The sequence below is a fragment of the Streptomyces sp. NRRL F-6492 genome, from assembly GCF_001280125.1.
Lineage (GTDB): Bacteria > Actinomycetota > Actinomycetes > Streptomycetales > Streptomycetaceae > Streptomyces.
On record NZ_LGEG01000116.1, the window covers coordinates 90,538 to 106,119 of the forward strand.

Sequence of the window (15,582 nt, forward strand, 5' to 3'; positions counted from 1 at the left end):
GAGGCCCCGGCGGCCGTCGCCGTCGCGTGAGTGCTTCCCGCCGGTCAGACGGCCGTGTGGGTGTGCACGTACTCCACGAGGCGGGTCAGCGCGTCCGGGTCGGTGGTCGGCAGGACGCCGTGGCCCAGGTTGAAGACGTGACCCTCCAGGCCCTTCGCGGCGGCCAGGACCTCGTCCGTCTTGGCCTCGACGGCCTCGCGGGAGGAGAAGAGGACGGCGGGGTCGAGGTTGCCCTGGAGCGCCTTGCCGGGGCCGACGCGGCGGACGGCCTCGTCGAGCGGGACGCGCCAGTCGACGCCGACGACGTCCGCGCCCGCCTCGCCCATGAGGCCGAGCAGCTCGCCCGTGCCGACGCCGAAGTGGATGCGCGGCACGCCGTAGCCGGCGACCGCGTCGAACACCTTCACGGAGGCGGGCATCACGGAGCGGCGGTAGTCGGCCGGTGCGAGGGCGCCGACCCAGGAGTCGAAGAGCTGCACGGCGGAGGCGCCGGCCTCGATCTGGACCTTGAGGAAGGCCGAGGTGATCTCGGCGAGGCGGTCGAGGAGGTCGGCCCAGAGCCGCGGGTCGCCGTACATGAGCGCCTTGGTGTGCTCGTGGTTGCGCGACGGACCGCCCTCGACGAGGTAGCTCGCGAGGGTGAAGGGCGCGCCGGCGAAACCGATGAGCGGGGTGTCGCCCAGCTCGCCGGTGAGCATCCCGATGGCCTCGGTGACGTAGTGGACGTCCTCGGGGGTCAGGTCGCGCAGCCGGGCCAGGTCGGCGCGGGTGCGGATCGGCTCGGCGACGACCGGGCCGACGCCGGGCTTGATGTCGAGGTCGATGCCGATGGCCTTGAGGGGGACGACGATGTCGCTGAAGTAGATGGCGGCGTCGACCTCGTGGCGCCGCACCGGCTGGAGCGTGATCTCGGTGACCAGCTCGGGCCGCATGCACGACTCCAGCATGGGGATGCCCTCGCGGACCTTCAGGTACTCGGGGAGGGAGCGCCCGGCCTGCCGCATGAACCAGACGGGGGTGTGCGGCACCGGCTCGCGCCGGCACGCCTTGAGGAACGCGGAGTCGTACGTCCGCGACTGCTGCTTCGTCTGCTGGCCCTGCGGGCTGTCGTTGGCACTCACGCCCAGAATCTTCGCATGTGGCGGGAAGCCGCTCGTCCGGGCCGGGTGTCCCTCCCTGCACGGAGGCCCCGTTCCGCCTACTCTTCCCCGCATGGCTGCGGCTCAGGGACACTTTTCCGATCATTCCGACGGCGATCGAGGGACGGACGAAACGGCGGGCAGTACGGAGACGAACCCGGTGCCACCGGCTTTCCGGCGGGCGGTGGAGGCCTTGCGCTCGGCGCGGCTGCGGTCCGAGATCGAGGTGGACCCGACCAGGCCGCCGCAGCGGCTGGCGCCGTACGCGTACGCGGTGGAGGCGGCCGTCGTCGACGGCGAGGACGACCTGGCGGACGGGCGGCTCGTCCTGCTGCACGATCCGGACGGGCACGAGGCCTGGAAGGGAACGTTCCGCCTGGTGACGCTGGTCCGGGCGGAGCTGGAGCCGGAGATGGCGGCGGACCCGCTGCTGCCCGAGGTGTGCTGGTCCTGGCTGACCGGGGCCCTGGAGGCGCGGGGGCTCGCGTACGGGGAGGCGAGCGGGACCGTCACGATGGCGGGCTCGCACTACTTCGGCGGGCTCGCGGACCGGCGGCCGGCGACCCAGATCGAGATCCGGGCGTCCTGGACGCCGCGCGAGGGCCTGGGCGGGGTGCCGGACACGGGGGCGCACCTGGCGGCCTGGTGCGACCTGCTCTGCCAGATCGCGGGGCTCCCGCCGGCGCCGGTCGAGCCGGGGGCGGGCACGGCCACGGGCGCGGGGATCGTCCCGCTGCCCCAGCGACGGGGACCGCAGCAGGCCTGAGTCCCCGGGGGTCCGGGGCACTCCGGGCACTCCGAGTCCTCCGGGTCCTCCGGGTGCTCCGGCGTGTCGCACAAGGCGTTCGGAAGGCGCTCCGGGGCTCCCCCGGGAGGGTGAAGGAGCGGGGTCCGCTCGTAGGATGATCGATCAAGCGTCCGAATTGCCCTAATTGTTACTCACCAAATCGTGATCTTTCCCTAAAGGCGGGCGGCCATGCTGCCGAAGGAGTCAGTGACCCCATTCACTGCACGGGTTCGCCCTCCCGGCTTCTTCCCCGAGCCGGCTCCGTCCCCCACCTTCCCCCCCAGGAGGCCTGGTGTCCGTTCTCCTCGAGCAGCCCGCAAGCCTGGTCGCCTACCGCCCGAACAAGCCGACGGCCATGGTCGTCGTGGCCGACCCGCGCGTCCGTTCCACCGTGACCCGCCACCTGTGGGCCCTCGGAGTACGTGACGTGATCGAGGCGTCGTCCATCGCGGAGGCCCGCCCCCGCGTCGGCAACCCGCGCGACATCTGCGTTGCCGACGTCCACCTGCCCGACGGCAGCGGCCTGACCCTGCTGTCCGAGACCCGCGCCGCGGGCTGGCCCAACGGCCTCGCCCTCTCGGCCGCCGACGACATCGGCGCCGTGCGCAACGCCCTCGCGGGCGGCGTGAAGGGCTACGTCGTCACCGGCACCCGGACCAACATCGGTCACCCCACCCGCCCCGGCGCCGCCCCCATCGGCGCCGCGGCGGCCCGTCTGGGCCACCGCCGCCCCCCGGGTGCCCCGAGCCACCCGGGCGGCTACCGCGAGCTCTCCGGCCGTGAGGTCGAGGTGCTGCGGCTCGTCGCGGAGGGCCAGTCGAACAAGGCGATCGGCGTCTCCATGGGCCTGTCCGCCCTGACCGTGAAGAGCCACCTCGCCCGCATCGCCCGCAAGCTGGGCACCGGCGACCGCGCCGGCATGGTCGCGGTGGCCCTGCGGACGGGGATCATCCACTGACGGACGCCTGGACAACCGGCGGGCACCTGTCGACGGAACGTTCCGTCGACAGGTGCCCGCCGTTCACCGATACCCTTGACGGGTGACCGACGCCCAAGAGACCGCGGCAGACACCGCACTGCGCACCACCGGGGGCGGCCCCCCGGACGACGACGTCCCTGCGAATGGGCTTCCGATCCCGTTGCTGGCCCCCCGCGAGGGGGTTCCGCCCGTCGTCGAGACCGAGGACGCCCTCGCCCGGGTGATCGCCGCCTTCGCCGCCGGAACCGGCCCCGTGGCCGTGGACGCCGAGCGCGCCTCCGGCTACCGCTACGGCCAGCGCGCCTACCTCGTCCAGCTCCGCCGCGAGGGCGCGGGCACCGCCCTGATCGACCCCGTGGGCTGCCCCGACCTCTCGGGGCTCGGCGAGGCGCTCGCCGGGGCCGAGTGGATCCTGCACGCCGCCACCCAGGACCTGCCCTGTCTGCGTGACATAGGCATGCTGCCGACCTCGCTCTTCGACACCGAGCTGGCCGGGCGGCTCGCGGGCTTCCCGCGCGTCGGCCTCGGCGCGATGGTCGAGTCCGTCCTCGGCTACGCCCTGGAGAAGGGCCACTCCGCCGTGGACTGGTCGACCCGGCCGCTCCCCGAGCCCTGGCTGCGCTACGCGGCGCTCGACGTGGAGCTCCTCGTCGACCTGCGGGACGCCCTGGAGGAGGAGCTCGACCGGCAGGGGAAGCTGGAGTGGGCGCACCAGGAGTTCGACGCGATCGCCGCCGCCCCGCCCGCCCCGCCGCGCAAGGACCCGTGGCGGCGGACCTCCGGCATGCACAAGGTGCGCCGCCGTCGGCAGATGGCGGTCGTACGGGAGCTGTGGACGGCCCGCGACCGGGTGGCCCAGCGGCGCGACGTCTCCCCCGGCAAGGTGCTGAGCGACGCGGCGATCGTCGAGGCGGCGCTCGCGGTGCCGGCGAACCTGGCCGCGCTGACCGCGCTGACCGGCTTCGGCCACCGGATGGGCCGGCGCCAGCTGGAGCAGTGGCAGGCGGCGGTGGACCGGGCCAGGGCGCTGCCGGAGGGCGAGCTGCCCCAGCCGGGCCAGCAGCCGGCGGGGCCGCCCCCGCCGCGCGCCTGGGCCGACAAGGACCCGGTCGCGGCGGCCCGCCTGTCGGCGGCGCGCGCGGCGGTCTCGGCGCTCGCGGAGGAGCTGAACCTGCCGCAGGAGAACCTGATCACCCCGGACACCGTGCGCCGGGTCTGCTGGGAGCCGCCGTCCCCGGCCGACGCCGGGCACGTCGCCGCCGCCCTGGCGGGTCACGGCGCGCGCCCCTGGCAGGTGGAGCTCGTGACCCCGCTCCTGGAGAAGGCGCTGACGGCGACCGCGTGATCCCGTTCGCGGCGAGACCGGTCGTACGGTCCCGCTCGCGGCGACGGGTGGCAGACGCGCGACCCCCGCCCGCGGAGCCCCCGCACCCGGAAGGGTGACGGGGGTTCCGCCGTTTTCGGCCATCTCCGGCAGAGTTCCCGGTGTGACCTTCGCCGCTTGGCCCCCGGGGGGTGGGCAGCATGGTTACCCGCAAGTAGCATGGGGGAGCAAGCGCACGCTTAGGCGTGCGCCGCAGCAGTGCCATCCCGCACCCTGGAGGAGAGCCATCGTGCCTCGTACCGTCAGGGACGTCGTCTTCGTCGACGGCGTCCGCACCCCGTTCGGCAAGGCGGGCCCGAAGGGCATCTACCACGAGACCCGCGCCGACGACCTCGTCGTCAAGGCCATCCGGGAGCTGCTGCGCCGCAACCCCGGCCTCGACCCCGCGAAGATCGACGAGGTCGCCATCGCCGCGACCACGCAGATCGGCGACCAGGGTCTGACCCTCGGCCGTACGGCGGGCATCCTCGCCGGCCTGCCGCAGTCGGTGCCGGGCTACTCCATCGACCGCATGTGCGCCGGCGCGCTGACCGCCGTCACCACGACCGCCGGTTCGATCGCCTTCGGCGCCTACGACGCCGTCATCGCCGGTGGCGTCGAGCACATGGGCCGCCACCCCATGGGCGAGGGCGTCGACCCGAACCCGCGCTTCGTGTCGGAGAAGCTGGTCGACGAGGCCGCCCTCTTCATGGGCATGACCGCCGAGAACCTGCACGACCGCTACCCGAGCATCACCAAGCGGCGCGCCGACGAGTACGCCGTGCGCTCGCAGGAGAAGGCCGCCAAGGCGTACGCCGACGGCAAGATCCAGCCGGACCTGGTGCCGATCTCGGTCCGCCGCACCTCCCCCGAGGGCGGCGAGACGGGCTGGGGCCTGGTCACCGCCGACGAGCCGATGCGCCCGGGCACCACCCTGGAGTCGCTGGCGAACCTGAAGACGCCGTTCCGCGTCCACGGCAACGTCACCGCGGGCAACGCGGCCGGCCTGAACGACGGCGCCACCGCCTCGATCATCGCCTCCGAGGACTTCGCCCGGGAGAACGACCTCCCGGTCAAGATGCGCCTGGTCTCGTACTCCTTCGCCGGCGTCGAGCCCGAGGTCATGGGCTACGGCCCGATCCCGGCCACCGAGAAGGCCCTCGCCCAGGCCGGCCTGTCCATCGAGGACATCGGCCTCTTCGAGATCAACGAGGCCTTCGCGGTCCAGGTCCTCGCGTTCCTGGAGCACTACGGCATCGCCGACGACGACGCCCGCGTCAACCAGTACGGCGGCGCCATCGCCTACGGCCACCCGCTGGCCTCCTCCGGCGTCCGTCTGATGACGCAGCTGGCCCGCCAGTTCGAGGAGAACCCGCAGGTCCGCTACGGCCTCAACACCATGTGCGTCGGCTTCGGCATGGGCGCGACGGTCATCTGGGAAAACCCCCACTGGGAGGGCAAGTGAGCACCACCGCCGAGCTTCTGAAGGGCGCCGCCGAGCTCTTCCCGGACGAGGTCGTCACCAGCGCCCACGTACGGCACTTCGAACTGCCCGCGGGTGCGGGCCGGTTCGCCCTGATCACGCTGGACAACGGCTTCGACCACACCAAGCCGACCACCTTCGGCCCGCAGTCGCTCGCCAACCTGAACACGGCGATCGACCAGGTCGAGGCCGAGGCCGCGAACGGTGAGATCACCGGCGTCGGCATCACCGGCAAGCCGTTCATCTTCGCCGTCGGCGCCGACCTCAAGGGCGTCGAGCTGCTGAAGAAGCACGACGAGGCGCTCGCCATCGGCAAGGGCGGCCACGACGTCTTCAAGCGTCTGTCCTCCCTCGCCGTGCCGACCTTCGCGTACTACAACGGCGCGGCCATGGGCGGCGGCGTCGAGGTCGGTCTGCACTGCACCTACCGCACCGTGTCGAAGGCCCTGCCGGCCTTCTCGCTGCCCGAGGTCTTCCTCGGCCTGGTGCCCGGCTGGGGCGGCTGCGCCATCCTGCCGAACCTGATCGGCGCCGAGAAGGCCGTCTCGGTCATCATCGAGAACTCGCTGAACCAGAACCGCCAGCTCAAGGGCAAGCAGGTCTTCGAGCTCGGCATCGCCGACGCCCTGTTCGAGGGCGCGGACTTCCTGGAGCAGTCGCTGATCTGGACGGCCTCCGTCCTGAACGGCACCACGACCGTCGAGCGCCCCGAGATCGACCGCGGCGAGGCCTGGGACCAGGCCGTCGCCAAGGGCCGCTTCGTCGCCGACTCCAAGGTGCACGGCGCCGCCCCGGCCGCCTACCGCGCCCTCGACATCATCGAGGCCGCCAAGGACGGGGACCTGCAGAAGGGCTTCGACGCCGAGGACCAGGCCCTCGCGGACCTGATCATGGGCGGCGAGCTGCGCTCGGGCATCTACGCCTTCAACCTGGTGCAGAAGCGCGGCAAGCGCCCCGCCGGCGCCCCGGACAAGTCGCTGGCCCGCCCGGTCACCAAGGTCGGCGTCGTCGGCGCCGGTCTGATGGCCTCCCAGCTCGCCCTGCTCTTCCTGCGCCGTCTGGAGGTGCCGGTCGTCCTGACCGACATCGACCAGGAGCGCGTCGACAAGGGCGTCGGCTACGTCCGCGCCGAGATCGAGAAGCTGCTCGGCAAGGGCCGCATCAACCAGGACAAGGCCAACCGCCTCAAGGGCCTGGTCTCCGGCGTCCTGGACAAGGCCGAGGGCTTCGCGGACGCGGACTTCGTCATCGAGGCCGTGTTCGAGGAGATGTCCGTCAAGCAGAAGGTGTTCGCGGAGGTCGAGGCGGTCGCCCCGGCGCACGCGATCCTCGCCACCAACACCTCCTCGCTGTCCGTCTCGGAGATGGCCTCCAAGCTCAAGCACCCCGAGCGCGTGGTCGGCTTCCACTTCTTCAACCCGGTCGCGATCCTCCCGCTCCTGGAGATCGTGCGCGGCGAGCAGACGGACGACGCCTCCCTCGCCACCGCCTTCGGCGTGGCGAAGAAGCTGAAGAAGACCGCGGTCCTCACCAAGGACGCCCCGGCGTTCGTCGTGAACCGCATCCTGACCCGCTTCATGGGCGAGATCCAGAACGTCATCGACGAGGGCACCCCCGTCGAGACGGCGGAGAAGGCCATCGAGCCGCTCGGCCTGCCGATGTCGCCGCTGGTCCTCCTGGAGCTGGTCGGCCCGGCGATCGGCCTGCACGTCTCCGAGACGCTGAACCGGTCCTTCCCGGACCGCTTCACGGTCTCCCCCAACCTGAAGGCGGTCGTCGAGGCCGGCAAGCGCGGCTTCTACGTGTACGACTCCGGGAAGCCGGAGCTCGACCCGGAGGTCGCCGCCCTCCTCAAGCAGGGCGACACCGTCCTGACCGAGGAGCAGGTCCGCGACCGCGTCCTGGACGCGGTGGCGCAGGAGATCGGCCTGATGCTGGAGGAGGGTGTCGTCGCCGAGGCGCAGGACATCGACCTCTGCCTGATCACGGGCGCGGGCTGGCCCTTCCACCTGGGCGGCATCACGCCGTACCTGGACCGCGAGGGCGTCTCCGAGCGCGTCACCGGCAGGCGTTTCCTGGCGCAGGGCGTGGCGAGCGTCCCGGCGTAACGCCCCAGGGTCCGTACGGACGGCCCCGGCACCTTCCCAAGGTGCCGGGGCCGTTCGCTTTCCCGTACGCGCTCCGCCTGAGGTCAGCGCACCGGGCGCCAGTTCTCCAGCACGAAGCCGTCCGCCGCGGGCCGCTGACGGGTGGTGAGCAGCGAGGTCCCGTCGGCCAGCGCCATCGCGACCAGGTGTCCGTCGAGGTCGCGGGTGAGGGTGGTGGTCAGTACGCCGTGCCGCTCCCCCGTCTCCGACCAGCGGGCGCCCGACTCCTCCTGCTCGCTCGGGTAGGCGGCGAGGGCGAGCCGGCCGTCCCCGGTCCGCTGGGCCAGGACGGTGCAGTCGAAGCCGTCGACGAGGCAGCGGGTGGCGGACAGCGGGCCGGTGCCGACCGCGTCGGTGAGGGGCGTGGGCTTCAGGGACCGCTCGGGCGACCAGGCGCACACCTTCCCCTCCTGGTCCACGTAGAAGGCCGTGGCGTGCCCGGAGGGGCCCTTCACGGCCGCCAGGGTGCCCATGGTGACCGCGGCGGGCAGGATCTCCTCGCGGATCGGCTTCGCCCCCGACTCGCGCTGGACGTAGCGCAGGAGTCCCGTGGCGTGCGAGGTGTACAGCTCGACGAAGCCCGCGCCGTTGGTGACGGCCACCGGCAGGGGGTCGGTCCTGGAACCGACGAGGTCCCACCACGGGTGCCAGCCGCCCGCGTCCTTCTGGGCCCGCACGCTGATGCCGCCGCCGCCGTTGCGGCAGAAGACGTACGCGCGCCCGATGCCGTCCACGGTCACGGAGGGGGTGCCGGTCCACCGGTAGGAGGCGCCGTTGGGGTGGGTGATCGAGCGCCACTCCAGGGCCGGGCGGCCCGTCTGGTACTGGGTGGTGTGCACCAGCTCGACGTGGTCCGCCCCGCCGCCCGGCACGGGCCGCAGGCCCACGAGGTGGACGTACCCGTCGGCGCCCTGGCCCGCCGAGAGGCTGGGCAGCAGCGCACCGCCGCCGCCGAGCGACACGGGCCCGCTCCAGCCGCCGGCGTCCTCGGTCCAGCGCACCACTTCGCCGTCCCGGGGCAGGTAGACGCTGAATCTGCCCTCCTTCCCACGGGCCAGCCAGGATCCCCGCAGGCGGGGGTCGGTGGAGGAGCCGTGGGGCTGGGCGGCGGGGGCCTCGGATCGATTCGCCATGAGGGGTGCAGCGCTCCGGTCATCGGGGGTGCGGGTCGGGTACGAGCCGACTGTAGCGGCCCCTTCGAACTGCTCTTCCCGCCGCCCGCCGCCCCGCTCCCCGGGGCCCCTCAGTACCGGGCTTCCCCGCCCGCCCGGCCCAACCGGCTGTGACTCCGCCCGTACAGGAAGTACACGACGATGCCGATCGCCATCCAGACGGCGAAGCGGAACCAGGTCTCGCCCGGCAGGTTGAGCATCAGCCAGAACGAGGCCGCGATGGAGAGGATCGGCAGCACCGGCACCCAGGGGGTGCGGAAGGCGCGCGGCAGGTCGGGGCGGCTGCGGCGGAGCACCATGACGCCGACCGCGACGACCACGAAGGCGAAGAGGGTGCCGATGTTCACCAGGGTCGCCAGCTCGTTGATGCTGGTGAAGCCGGCGACGATGGCGATGATCACACCGAGCAGGACGGTCGGCCGGTACGGGGTCCGGAACCGGGGGTGGGTGACGGAGAAGAAGCGCGGCAGCAGGCCGTCGCGGCTCATCGCGAAGAAGACGCGGGTCTGGCCGAGCAGCAGGATCAGACAGACCGTGGTGAGGCCGACGGCGGCGCCGAAGCTGATCACGCCCGCGTAGAAGGGGTGGCCGGCGGCTTTGAAGGCGTCGGCGAGCGGGGCGCTCACGGACAGCTCCGTGTAGTGCTGCATGCCGGTGACGACGAGGGCGACGGCCACGTAGAGCACGGTGCAGATGAGGAGCGAGCCGAGGATGCCGCGGGGCATGTCCCGCTGCGGCAGCTTGGTCTCCTCGGCGGCGGTGGCCACCACGTCGAAGCCGATGAAGGCGAAGAAGACGACGGAGGCGGCGGTGAAGATGCCCATGACGCCGAAGTTCGTCGGCTCGTACCCGAAGAGCAGCTGGACCAGCGGGGAGTCCCAGTTGGAGCCGCCGCCCTCCGGGGTGACGGCGGGCGGGATGAAGGGCTTGTAGTTGTCGCCGACGATGAAGAACAGGCCGGCGACGATCACGATCATCACCACGGTCACCTTGATCGCCACGACGATCGCGGTGATCCGGGCGGAGAGCTTCATGCCGAGGACGAGGACCACGGTGAGGACCAGGACGAGGATGAACGCCAGGATGTCGAAGGTCCCGCCCGCGACGTCCGGGCCCTCCAGCGCGGCCGGTAGGTGCCAGCCGATGTTGTCCATGAGCGAGCGGACGTAGCCGGACCAGCCGACGGCCACCACCGCCGTACCGAGGGCGAACTCCAGGACGAGGTCCCAGCCGATGATCCAGGCGGGCAGTTCGCCGATGGAGGCGTACGCGAAGGTGTACGCCGATCCGGCCACCGGCACCGTGGAGGCGAACTCGGCGTAGCAGAGGGCGGCGAGGGCGCAGACGATGCCGGCGGCGACGAAGGCGAGGGCCGTCGCCGGGCCGGCGTTCTCCTTGGCGACCTTGCCGGTGAGGACGAAGATGCCGGTGCCGATGATGACGCCGACGCCGAAGACCGTCAGGTCCCAGGCGGACAGGGACTTCTTGAGGGCGTGCTCCGGCTCCTCCGTGTCCCGGATCGACTGCTCGACCGATTTGGTCCGGAACATCCCGGAGTTCGCCCGTGGCTGTTGGTCCGTACTCACCGTGGTACCTCCGCGCTCCGCCCGACGTCGGTCTCGGTGCCTCCGCGGATCGGAGGCTGTGATGACGTCTGCCCGAACAGAGCCAGAATGCACGCGAACGGGCCGGTCGGCACCCGGGAGGGTGAACCGACCGGCCCAAAGGGTGGTGCGGGGGTGGCGCGGGGTCAGTCGCGGGCGGGTTCCGCCGTCTTGGCGTCGCTCTCCTCGTACCTGCCATCCAGACGGGAGACGAGGCCGGTGACCTGCCGGGCGATGTCCGGGGCGGTCAGGCCGATCTCGGCGAGGACCTCGGCGCGGGAGGCGTGGTCGAGGAAGCGCGGCGGGATGCCGAAGTCGCGCAGCGGCACGTCCACGCCGGCGTCGCGGAGCGCCTGGGCGACGGCCGAGCCGACGCCGCCGACACGGCTGTTGTCCTCGACGGTGACGACGACCCGGTGGCGCTCGGCGAGCGGGGCGAGGGCCTCGTCGACGGGCTTGACCCAGCGGGGGTCGACGACGGTGGTGGAGATGCCCTGCCGGTCGAGGAGGTCCGCGATCTCCAGGCACATGGGCGCCAGGGCGCCCACGGAGACCAGGAGGACGTCCGGCCTGTCCGCACCGGGCTCGCGGAGCACGTCCATGCCGCCGACGCGGCGCAGGGCGGGGACGGCGGGGCCGACCGCGCCCTTGGAGAAGCGGACCACGGTGGGGGCGTCGGTGACCTCGACGGCCTCGCGCAGTTGGGCGCGGACCTGGTCGGCGTCGCGCGGGGCGGCGAGCCGCAGGCCGGGCACGACCTGGAGGATCGACATGTCCCACATGCCGTTGTGGGAGGCGCCGTCGGTGCCGGTGACGCCGGCCCGGTCGAGGACGAAGGTGACGCCGCACTTGTGCAGGGCCACGTCCATCAGGACCTGGTCGAAGGCGCGGTTGAGGAAGGTGGCGTACACCGCGAAGACCGGGTGGAGGCCGCCGGTGGCGAGGCCGGCCGCGGAGACCGCGCCGTGCTGCTCGGCGATGCCGACGTCGAAGACCCGGTCGGGGAAGGCCTTGGCGAACTTGTCGAGGCCGACGGGCTGGAGCATGGCCGCGGTGATGGCGACGACGTCCGCGCGCTCCTTGCCGAGGGCGACCATCTCGTCGGCGAAGACGCCGGTCCAGTCGGCGCCGGAGGTGGCGATCGGGAGGCCGGTGTCGGGGTGGATCCTGCCGACGGCGTGGAAGCGGTCCGCCTCGTCCTGGAGGGCGGGCTGGTAGCCGCGGCCCTTCTCGGTGAGGCAGTGGACGATGACGGGGCCGCCGAAGCGCTTGGCGCGCGTCAGGGCGGACTCCAGGGCCTCGATGTCGTGGCCGTCGATGGGGCCTACGTACTTGAGGCCGAGGTCCTCGAACATGCCCTGGGGGGCGATGAAGTCCTTGAGGCCCTTCTTGGCGCCGTGCAGGGTCTCGTAGAGCGGCTTCCCGACGACGGGGGTGCGCTCCAGGATGTCCTTGCCGCGGGCGAGGAAGCGCTCGTAGCCGTCGGTGGTGCGCAGGGTCGCCAGGTGGGTGGCGAGGCCGCCGATGGTGGGCGCGTAGGAGCGCTCGTTGTCGTTGACGACGATGACGAGCGGGCGGTCCTTGGCGGCGGCGATGTTGTTCAGCGCCTCCCAGGCCATGCCGCCGGTGAGGGCGCCGTCGCCGATGACGGCCACGACGTGGTCGTCCTTCTTCAGGACCTCGTTCGCCTTGGCCAGGCCGTCGGCCCAGCCGAGGACCGTGGAGGCGTGCGAGTTCTCGATGACGTCGTGCTCGGACTCGGCCTGCGAGGGGTAGCCGGAGAGGCCGCCCTTCATCTTGAGCCTCGAGAAGTCCTGGCGGCCGGTGAGCAGCTTGTGGACGTAGCTCTGGTGGCCGGTGTCCCAGAGGACCTTGTCCTTCGGGGAGTCGAACACCCGGTGCAGGGCGATGGTCAGCTCGACCACGCCCAGGTTGGGCCCCAGGTGCCCGCCGGTCTTGGAGACGGCGTCCACGAGGAACGTCCGGATCTCGTCGGCCAGCTGGTCCAGCTGTTCCGGGGAGAGCCGGTCCAGGTCTCGCGGTCCCCTGATACGGGTCAGCAGAGCCACCCGTTCCTCCTTGCGTTTGAGCTGGTCGAGCTTGCCGATTTGTCGAGTCTAATGTTCCGTCTTGGATCGTGGGCATCGGGCCGGGGGATGAGGCGTCACTCCGACGGCCTACGGGCCGGTGATCCGTACGGCTCCGTACGCGCGTGTGCACTGGTCCGGACGCACCGGTGCCCGGCGCCGGTTTCACGGCGCCGGGCAGGTGTGGCGAGCGTTACGCGCGCGTGGCGGGGGCTTTCCGGGCGCGCCCCGCCGTTTTTCCGGGCGCTGGGGCGTGTGTCGAAAGTGGCGTCGTCTGCCCGAAGGGCAGGCCCGGCGGTGTCCGGTGCGTGCGATCGCAAGGCGGAGGGTCGCCCCGATACTGGTTGTCGGCGAGCGTGCGTGCCGGGCGCCGCCGGGCAGACGGGACTTTCGACACACGCCCTAGGCGCGTCCGGCCGTCTTCTGGGTCTTGCGGGAGACGGAGTCGATGATCACGGCGATGAGCAGGACCGCTCCGGTGATCATGTACTGGATCGCGTTGGAGGACAGGTTCATCTGGTTGAGGCCCTGGACGATGGACTGGATGACCAGGATGCCCAGGAGCGCCGACCAGACCTTGCCGCGTCCGCCGAACAGCGACGTGCCGCCGATGACCGCCGCGGCGATGCACATCATGAGCTGGTTGCCGCCGCCGAGGGAGCGGTCGGCGCCGCCGGTCGCGGAGGCGAGGAACAGGCCGCCGATCGCGCCCGTGGTGCCGGAGATCATGAAGACCGAGATCCGGATCCAGGAGACGTTGATGCCGGCGCGGCGGGCGGCCTCGATGCCGCCGCCGACCGCGAAGACCTGGCGGCCGTAGGTGGTGCGGCGCAGCACGAAGTCGGTGACGAGCAGGATCACCAGGAAGATCACCAGGGAGAGGGGCAGGCCCTGCTCCTGGTTGAAGCCGTACGCGGCGACGAGGACCAGGACCGCGAGGACGGCGGTGCGCAGGATGATCTCGCTCTGCGGGCGGTGCGGCAGGTCGGCGGCCCTGCGGCGGTGCGCGTCGCGGAACTGGGCCAGGTAGAAGGCGGCGATCACGACGGCGGCGAGGCCGTAGGCGGCGGCGACGTCGGAGAAGTAGTACTTCGTGAGGTCGTTGACGAAGCTGCCGATGGGGGTGGAGATCGTGGAGCGCTCGCCCATCACCCAGGTCTGGAGGCCGGCCCAGCCGAGGAAGCCGGCGAGGGTGACGACGAAGGCGGGCACGCCGATCTTGGCGAACACGATGCCGTGGAAGGCGCCGATCAGGGTGCCGGACAGGATGCCGAGGAGGATGGCCAGGCCGTCGGGCATGTCGGTGCCGAGGACGCCCCAGACGGAGCCGGCCAGACCGGCCACGGAGCCGACGGCGAGGTCGATCTCGCCGAGCAGCAGCACGAAGACGATGCCGACGGCCATGATGCCGGGGCCGACCGCGTACAGCGTGATCTGGTCGAGGTTGTACGAGGTGATGAAGTTGCCGGTGAGGGCCTGGAAGACGATGCCGATGACGATGAGGCCGACGACGACGGGCAGCGAGCCGATCTCGCCGGAGCGGATCTTGCGCTTGAACTCGTCGACGTAGCCCTTGAAGCCCTGCTCGCGCACGAGGAGGCGGGGGTCGACGGCGGGGACCGCGGCGGCGGCCGGGGCCTCGGTCACCGGGGCCTGCTCGGCGGCGGAGGCGTCCGGGGTGCGGGGCTCGGGCACCGCGGCCTCTTCGCTCGCGGCGGGAGGGGTGTTGCTCACTTCGCTACCTCCGCGTTGCGGGCCTGGCGGCGGGTCACGGCGTTGTCCGTGGCTCCGGTGATCGCGGCGATGATCTCTTCGTGCGTGGTGGTGGCGACCGGGAAGGTGCCGTTGTTGCGGCCCAGGCGCAGGACGGCCACGGTGTCCGCGACGGCCTTGACGTCGGCCATGTTGTGGCTGATGAGGATGACGCCGAGGCCCTGCTCGCGCAGCCGCTCGACCAGGTCGAGGACCTGGGCGGTCTGCTCGACGCCGAGGGCGGCGGTCGGCTCGTCGAGGATCACGATCTTCGGGTCGCCGACCAGGGCGCGGGCGATGGCCACGACCTGCCGCTGGCCGCCGGAGAGGGCGGCGACGGGGATGCGGACGCTGGGGATGCGGATGGAGAGGGTGGAGAGCAGGTCCTTCGCGCGCTTCTCCATGGCGACCTCGTCGAGGACGCCGCCCTTCTTGATCTCGCGGCCGAGGAACAGGTTGGCGACGACGTCGAGGTTGTCGCAGAGCGCGAGGTCCTGGTAGACGGTCGCGACGCCGAGGTTCTGGGAGTCCTGCGGCCGGGAGATCTCGACCTGCTCGCCCTCCCACTCGATGACGCCCTCGTCGATCGGGTGCACGCCGGCGATCGTCTTGACCAGCGTGGACTTTCCCGCTCCGTTGTCGCCGACGAGCGCGACGACCTCACCTGCGTGGACTTCGAGATCGACACCGGAGAGGACCTGGACCGCTCCGAATCGCTTGAAGATCCCGCGCAACGCCAGCACGGGCGTCTGGGACACGTGAACCAACTCCTTCGCCGCCCGCGGACGGCGGCACGTCGCGCCGCCGGTGCAGCGCCAACAAAGTTCTGGGGGGGGTGGGCTTCGTCCGGCCCCCGGGCCGACAGCGGGGTCTGGGTCGGCCGGGGACCGGACGGGCTTGGGGGAACGGATCCGGGACCGTCGCCGGTCGCCGTACGGGGTCTTCACCCTCTGTACGCGGACGGCCGGCGGCCGCGCGGCGGGCGCCGTCCCGGTCGGGGGACGGCCGGGGTGCCGCGCGCGGCCGGGCCGGAATCCGTGGCGCCGGGCCCCTGGGGGCCCGGCGGGGT

Annotated in this window: 11 protein-coding genes; 5 read left to right on the top strand and 6 right to left on the bottom strand. The window is 72.1% G+C overall.

The genetic code is table 11. The features are described from left to right. Window positions 1–44 precede the first annotated feature (44 nt). Window positions 45–1,121, bottom strand: coding sequence for a uroporphyrinogen decarboxylase (hemE, locus tag ADL08_RS11540; RefSeq protein WP_053642003.1), 1,077 nt, complete (start codon window positions 1,119–1,121; stop codon window positions 45–47). A 91-nt stretch (window positions 1,122–1,212) separates the two neighbouring features. Between hemE and ADL08_RS11545 the strand changes: the two genes are divergently transcribed. From ADL08_RS11545 to ADL08_RS11565, 5 genes are all read left to right on the top strand, one after another. After that, the gene (locus tag ADL08_RS11545) at window positions 1,213–1,905 is read left to right on the top strand and encodes a DUF3000 domain-containing protein (protein ID WP_053642004.1); all 693 of its coding nucleotides are present in this window, start codon (window positions 1,213–1,215) and stop codon (window positions 1,903–1,905) included. Between the two features lie 313 nt (window positions 1,906–2,218). Next, window positions 2,219–2,884, top strand: a complete 666-nt coding sequence (locus tag ADL08_RS11550) for a response regulator transcription factor (RefSeq protein ID WP_015037008.1) — start codon at window positions 2,219–2,221, stop codon at window positions 2,882–2,884. An 82-nt stretch (window positions 2,885–2,966) separates the two neighbouring features. Then, entirely contained in the window at window positions 2,967–4,250 is a 1,284-nt protein-coding gene (locus tag ADL08_RS11555; protein ID WP_053642005.1) for an HRDC domain-containing protein, read from the top strand. A gap of 268 nt (window positions 4,251–4,518) precedes the next feature. Continuing rightward, entirely contained in the window at window positions 4,519–5,733 is a 1,215-nt protein-coding gene (locus ADL08_RS11560) for a thiolase family protein (protein WP_053642006.1), read from the top strand. After that, window positions 5,730–7,859, top strand: a complete 2,130-nt coding sequence (locus ADL08_RS11565) for a 3-hydroxyacyl-CoA dehydrogenase NAD-binding domain-containing protein (RefSeq protein WP_053642007.1) — start codon at window positions 5,730–5,732, stop codon at window positions 7,857–7,859. The genes ADL08_RS11560 and ADL08_RS11565 overlap by 4 nt, the downstream gene beginning before the upstream one ends. A gap of 83 nt (window positions 7,860–7,942) precedes the next feature. On the opposite strand, the gene ADL08_RS11570 is transcribed toward ADL08_RS11565, so the two are convergent. The 5 genes from ADL08_RS11570 to ADL08_RS11590 all read right to left on the bottom strand — a co-directional run bounded on the left by ADL08_RS11570 (window position 7,943) and on the right by ADL08_RS11590 (window position 15,271). Further along, the gene (locus ADL08_RS11570; RefSeq protein WP_053642008.1) at window positions 7,943–9,031 is read right to left on the bottom strand and encodes a hypothetical protein; all 1,089 of its coding nucleotides are present in this window, start codon (window positions 9,029–9,031) and stop codon (window positions 7,943–7,945) included. Window positions 9,032–9,141: 110 nt separating this feature from the next. Next, a complete protein-coding gene (locus ADL08_RS11575) occupies window positions 9,142–10,620 on the bottom strand; it encodes an amino acid permease (protein WP_053642009.1) in 1,479 nt (492 codons plus the stop codon). Window positions 10,621–10,820: 200 nt separating this feature from the next. Beyond that, window positions 10,821–12,743 (bottom strand): 1-deoxy-D-xylulose-5-phosphate synthase, encoded by a 1,923-nt coding sequence (dxs, locus tag ADL08_RS11580; RefSeq protein WP_053642010.1) that lies wholly within the window; start codon window positions 12,741–12,743, stop codon window positions 10,821–10,823. A 420-nt stretch (window positions 12,744–13,163) separates the two neighbouring features. Next, window positions 13,164–14,495 (bottom strand): ABC transporter permease subunit, encoded by a 1,332-nt coding sequence (locus tag ADL08_RS11585; protein WP_078968616.1) that lies wholly within the window; start codon window positions 14,493–14,495, stop codon window positions 13,164–13,166. Then, window positions 14,492–15,271 (bottom strand): ATP-binding cassette domain-containing protein, encoded by a 780-nt coding sequence (locus ADL08_RS11590; RefSeq protein WP_053642011.1) that lies wholly within the window; start codon window positions 15,269–15,271, stop codon window positions 14,492–14,494. Before ADL08_RS11590 ends, ADL08_RS11585 begins: the two co-directional genes overlap by 4 nt. Window positions 15,272–15,582: the final 311 nt, after the last annotated feature.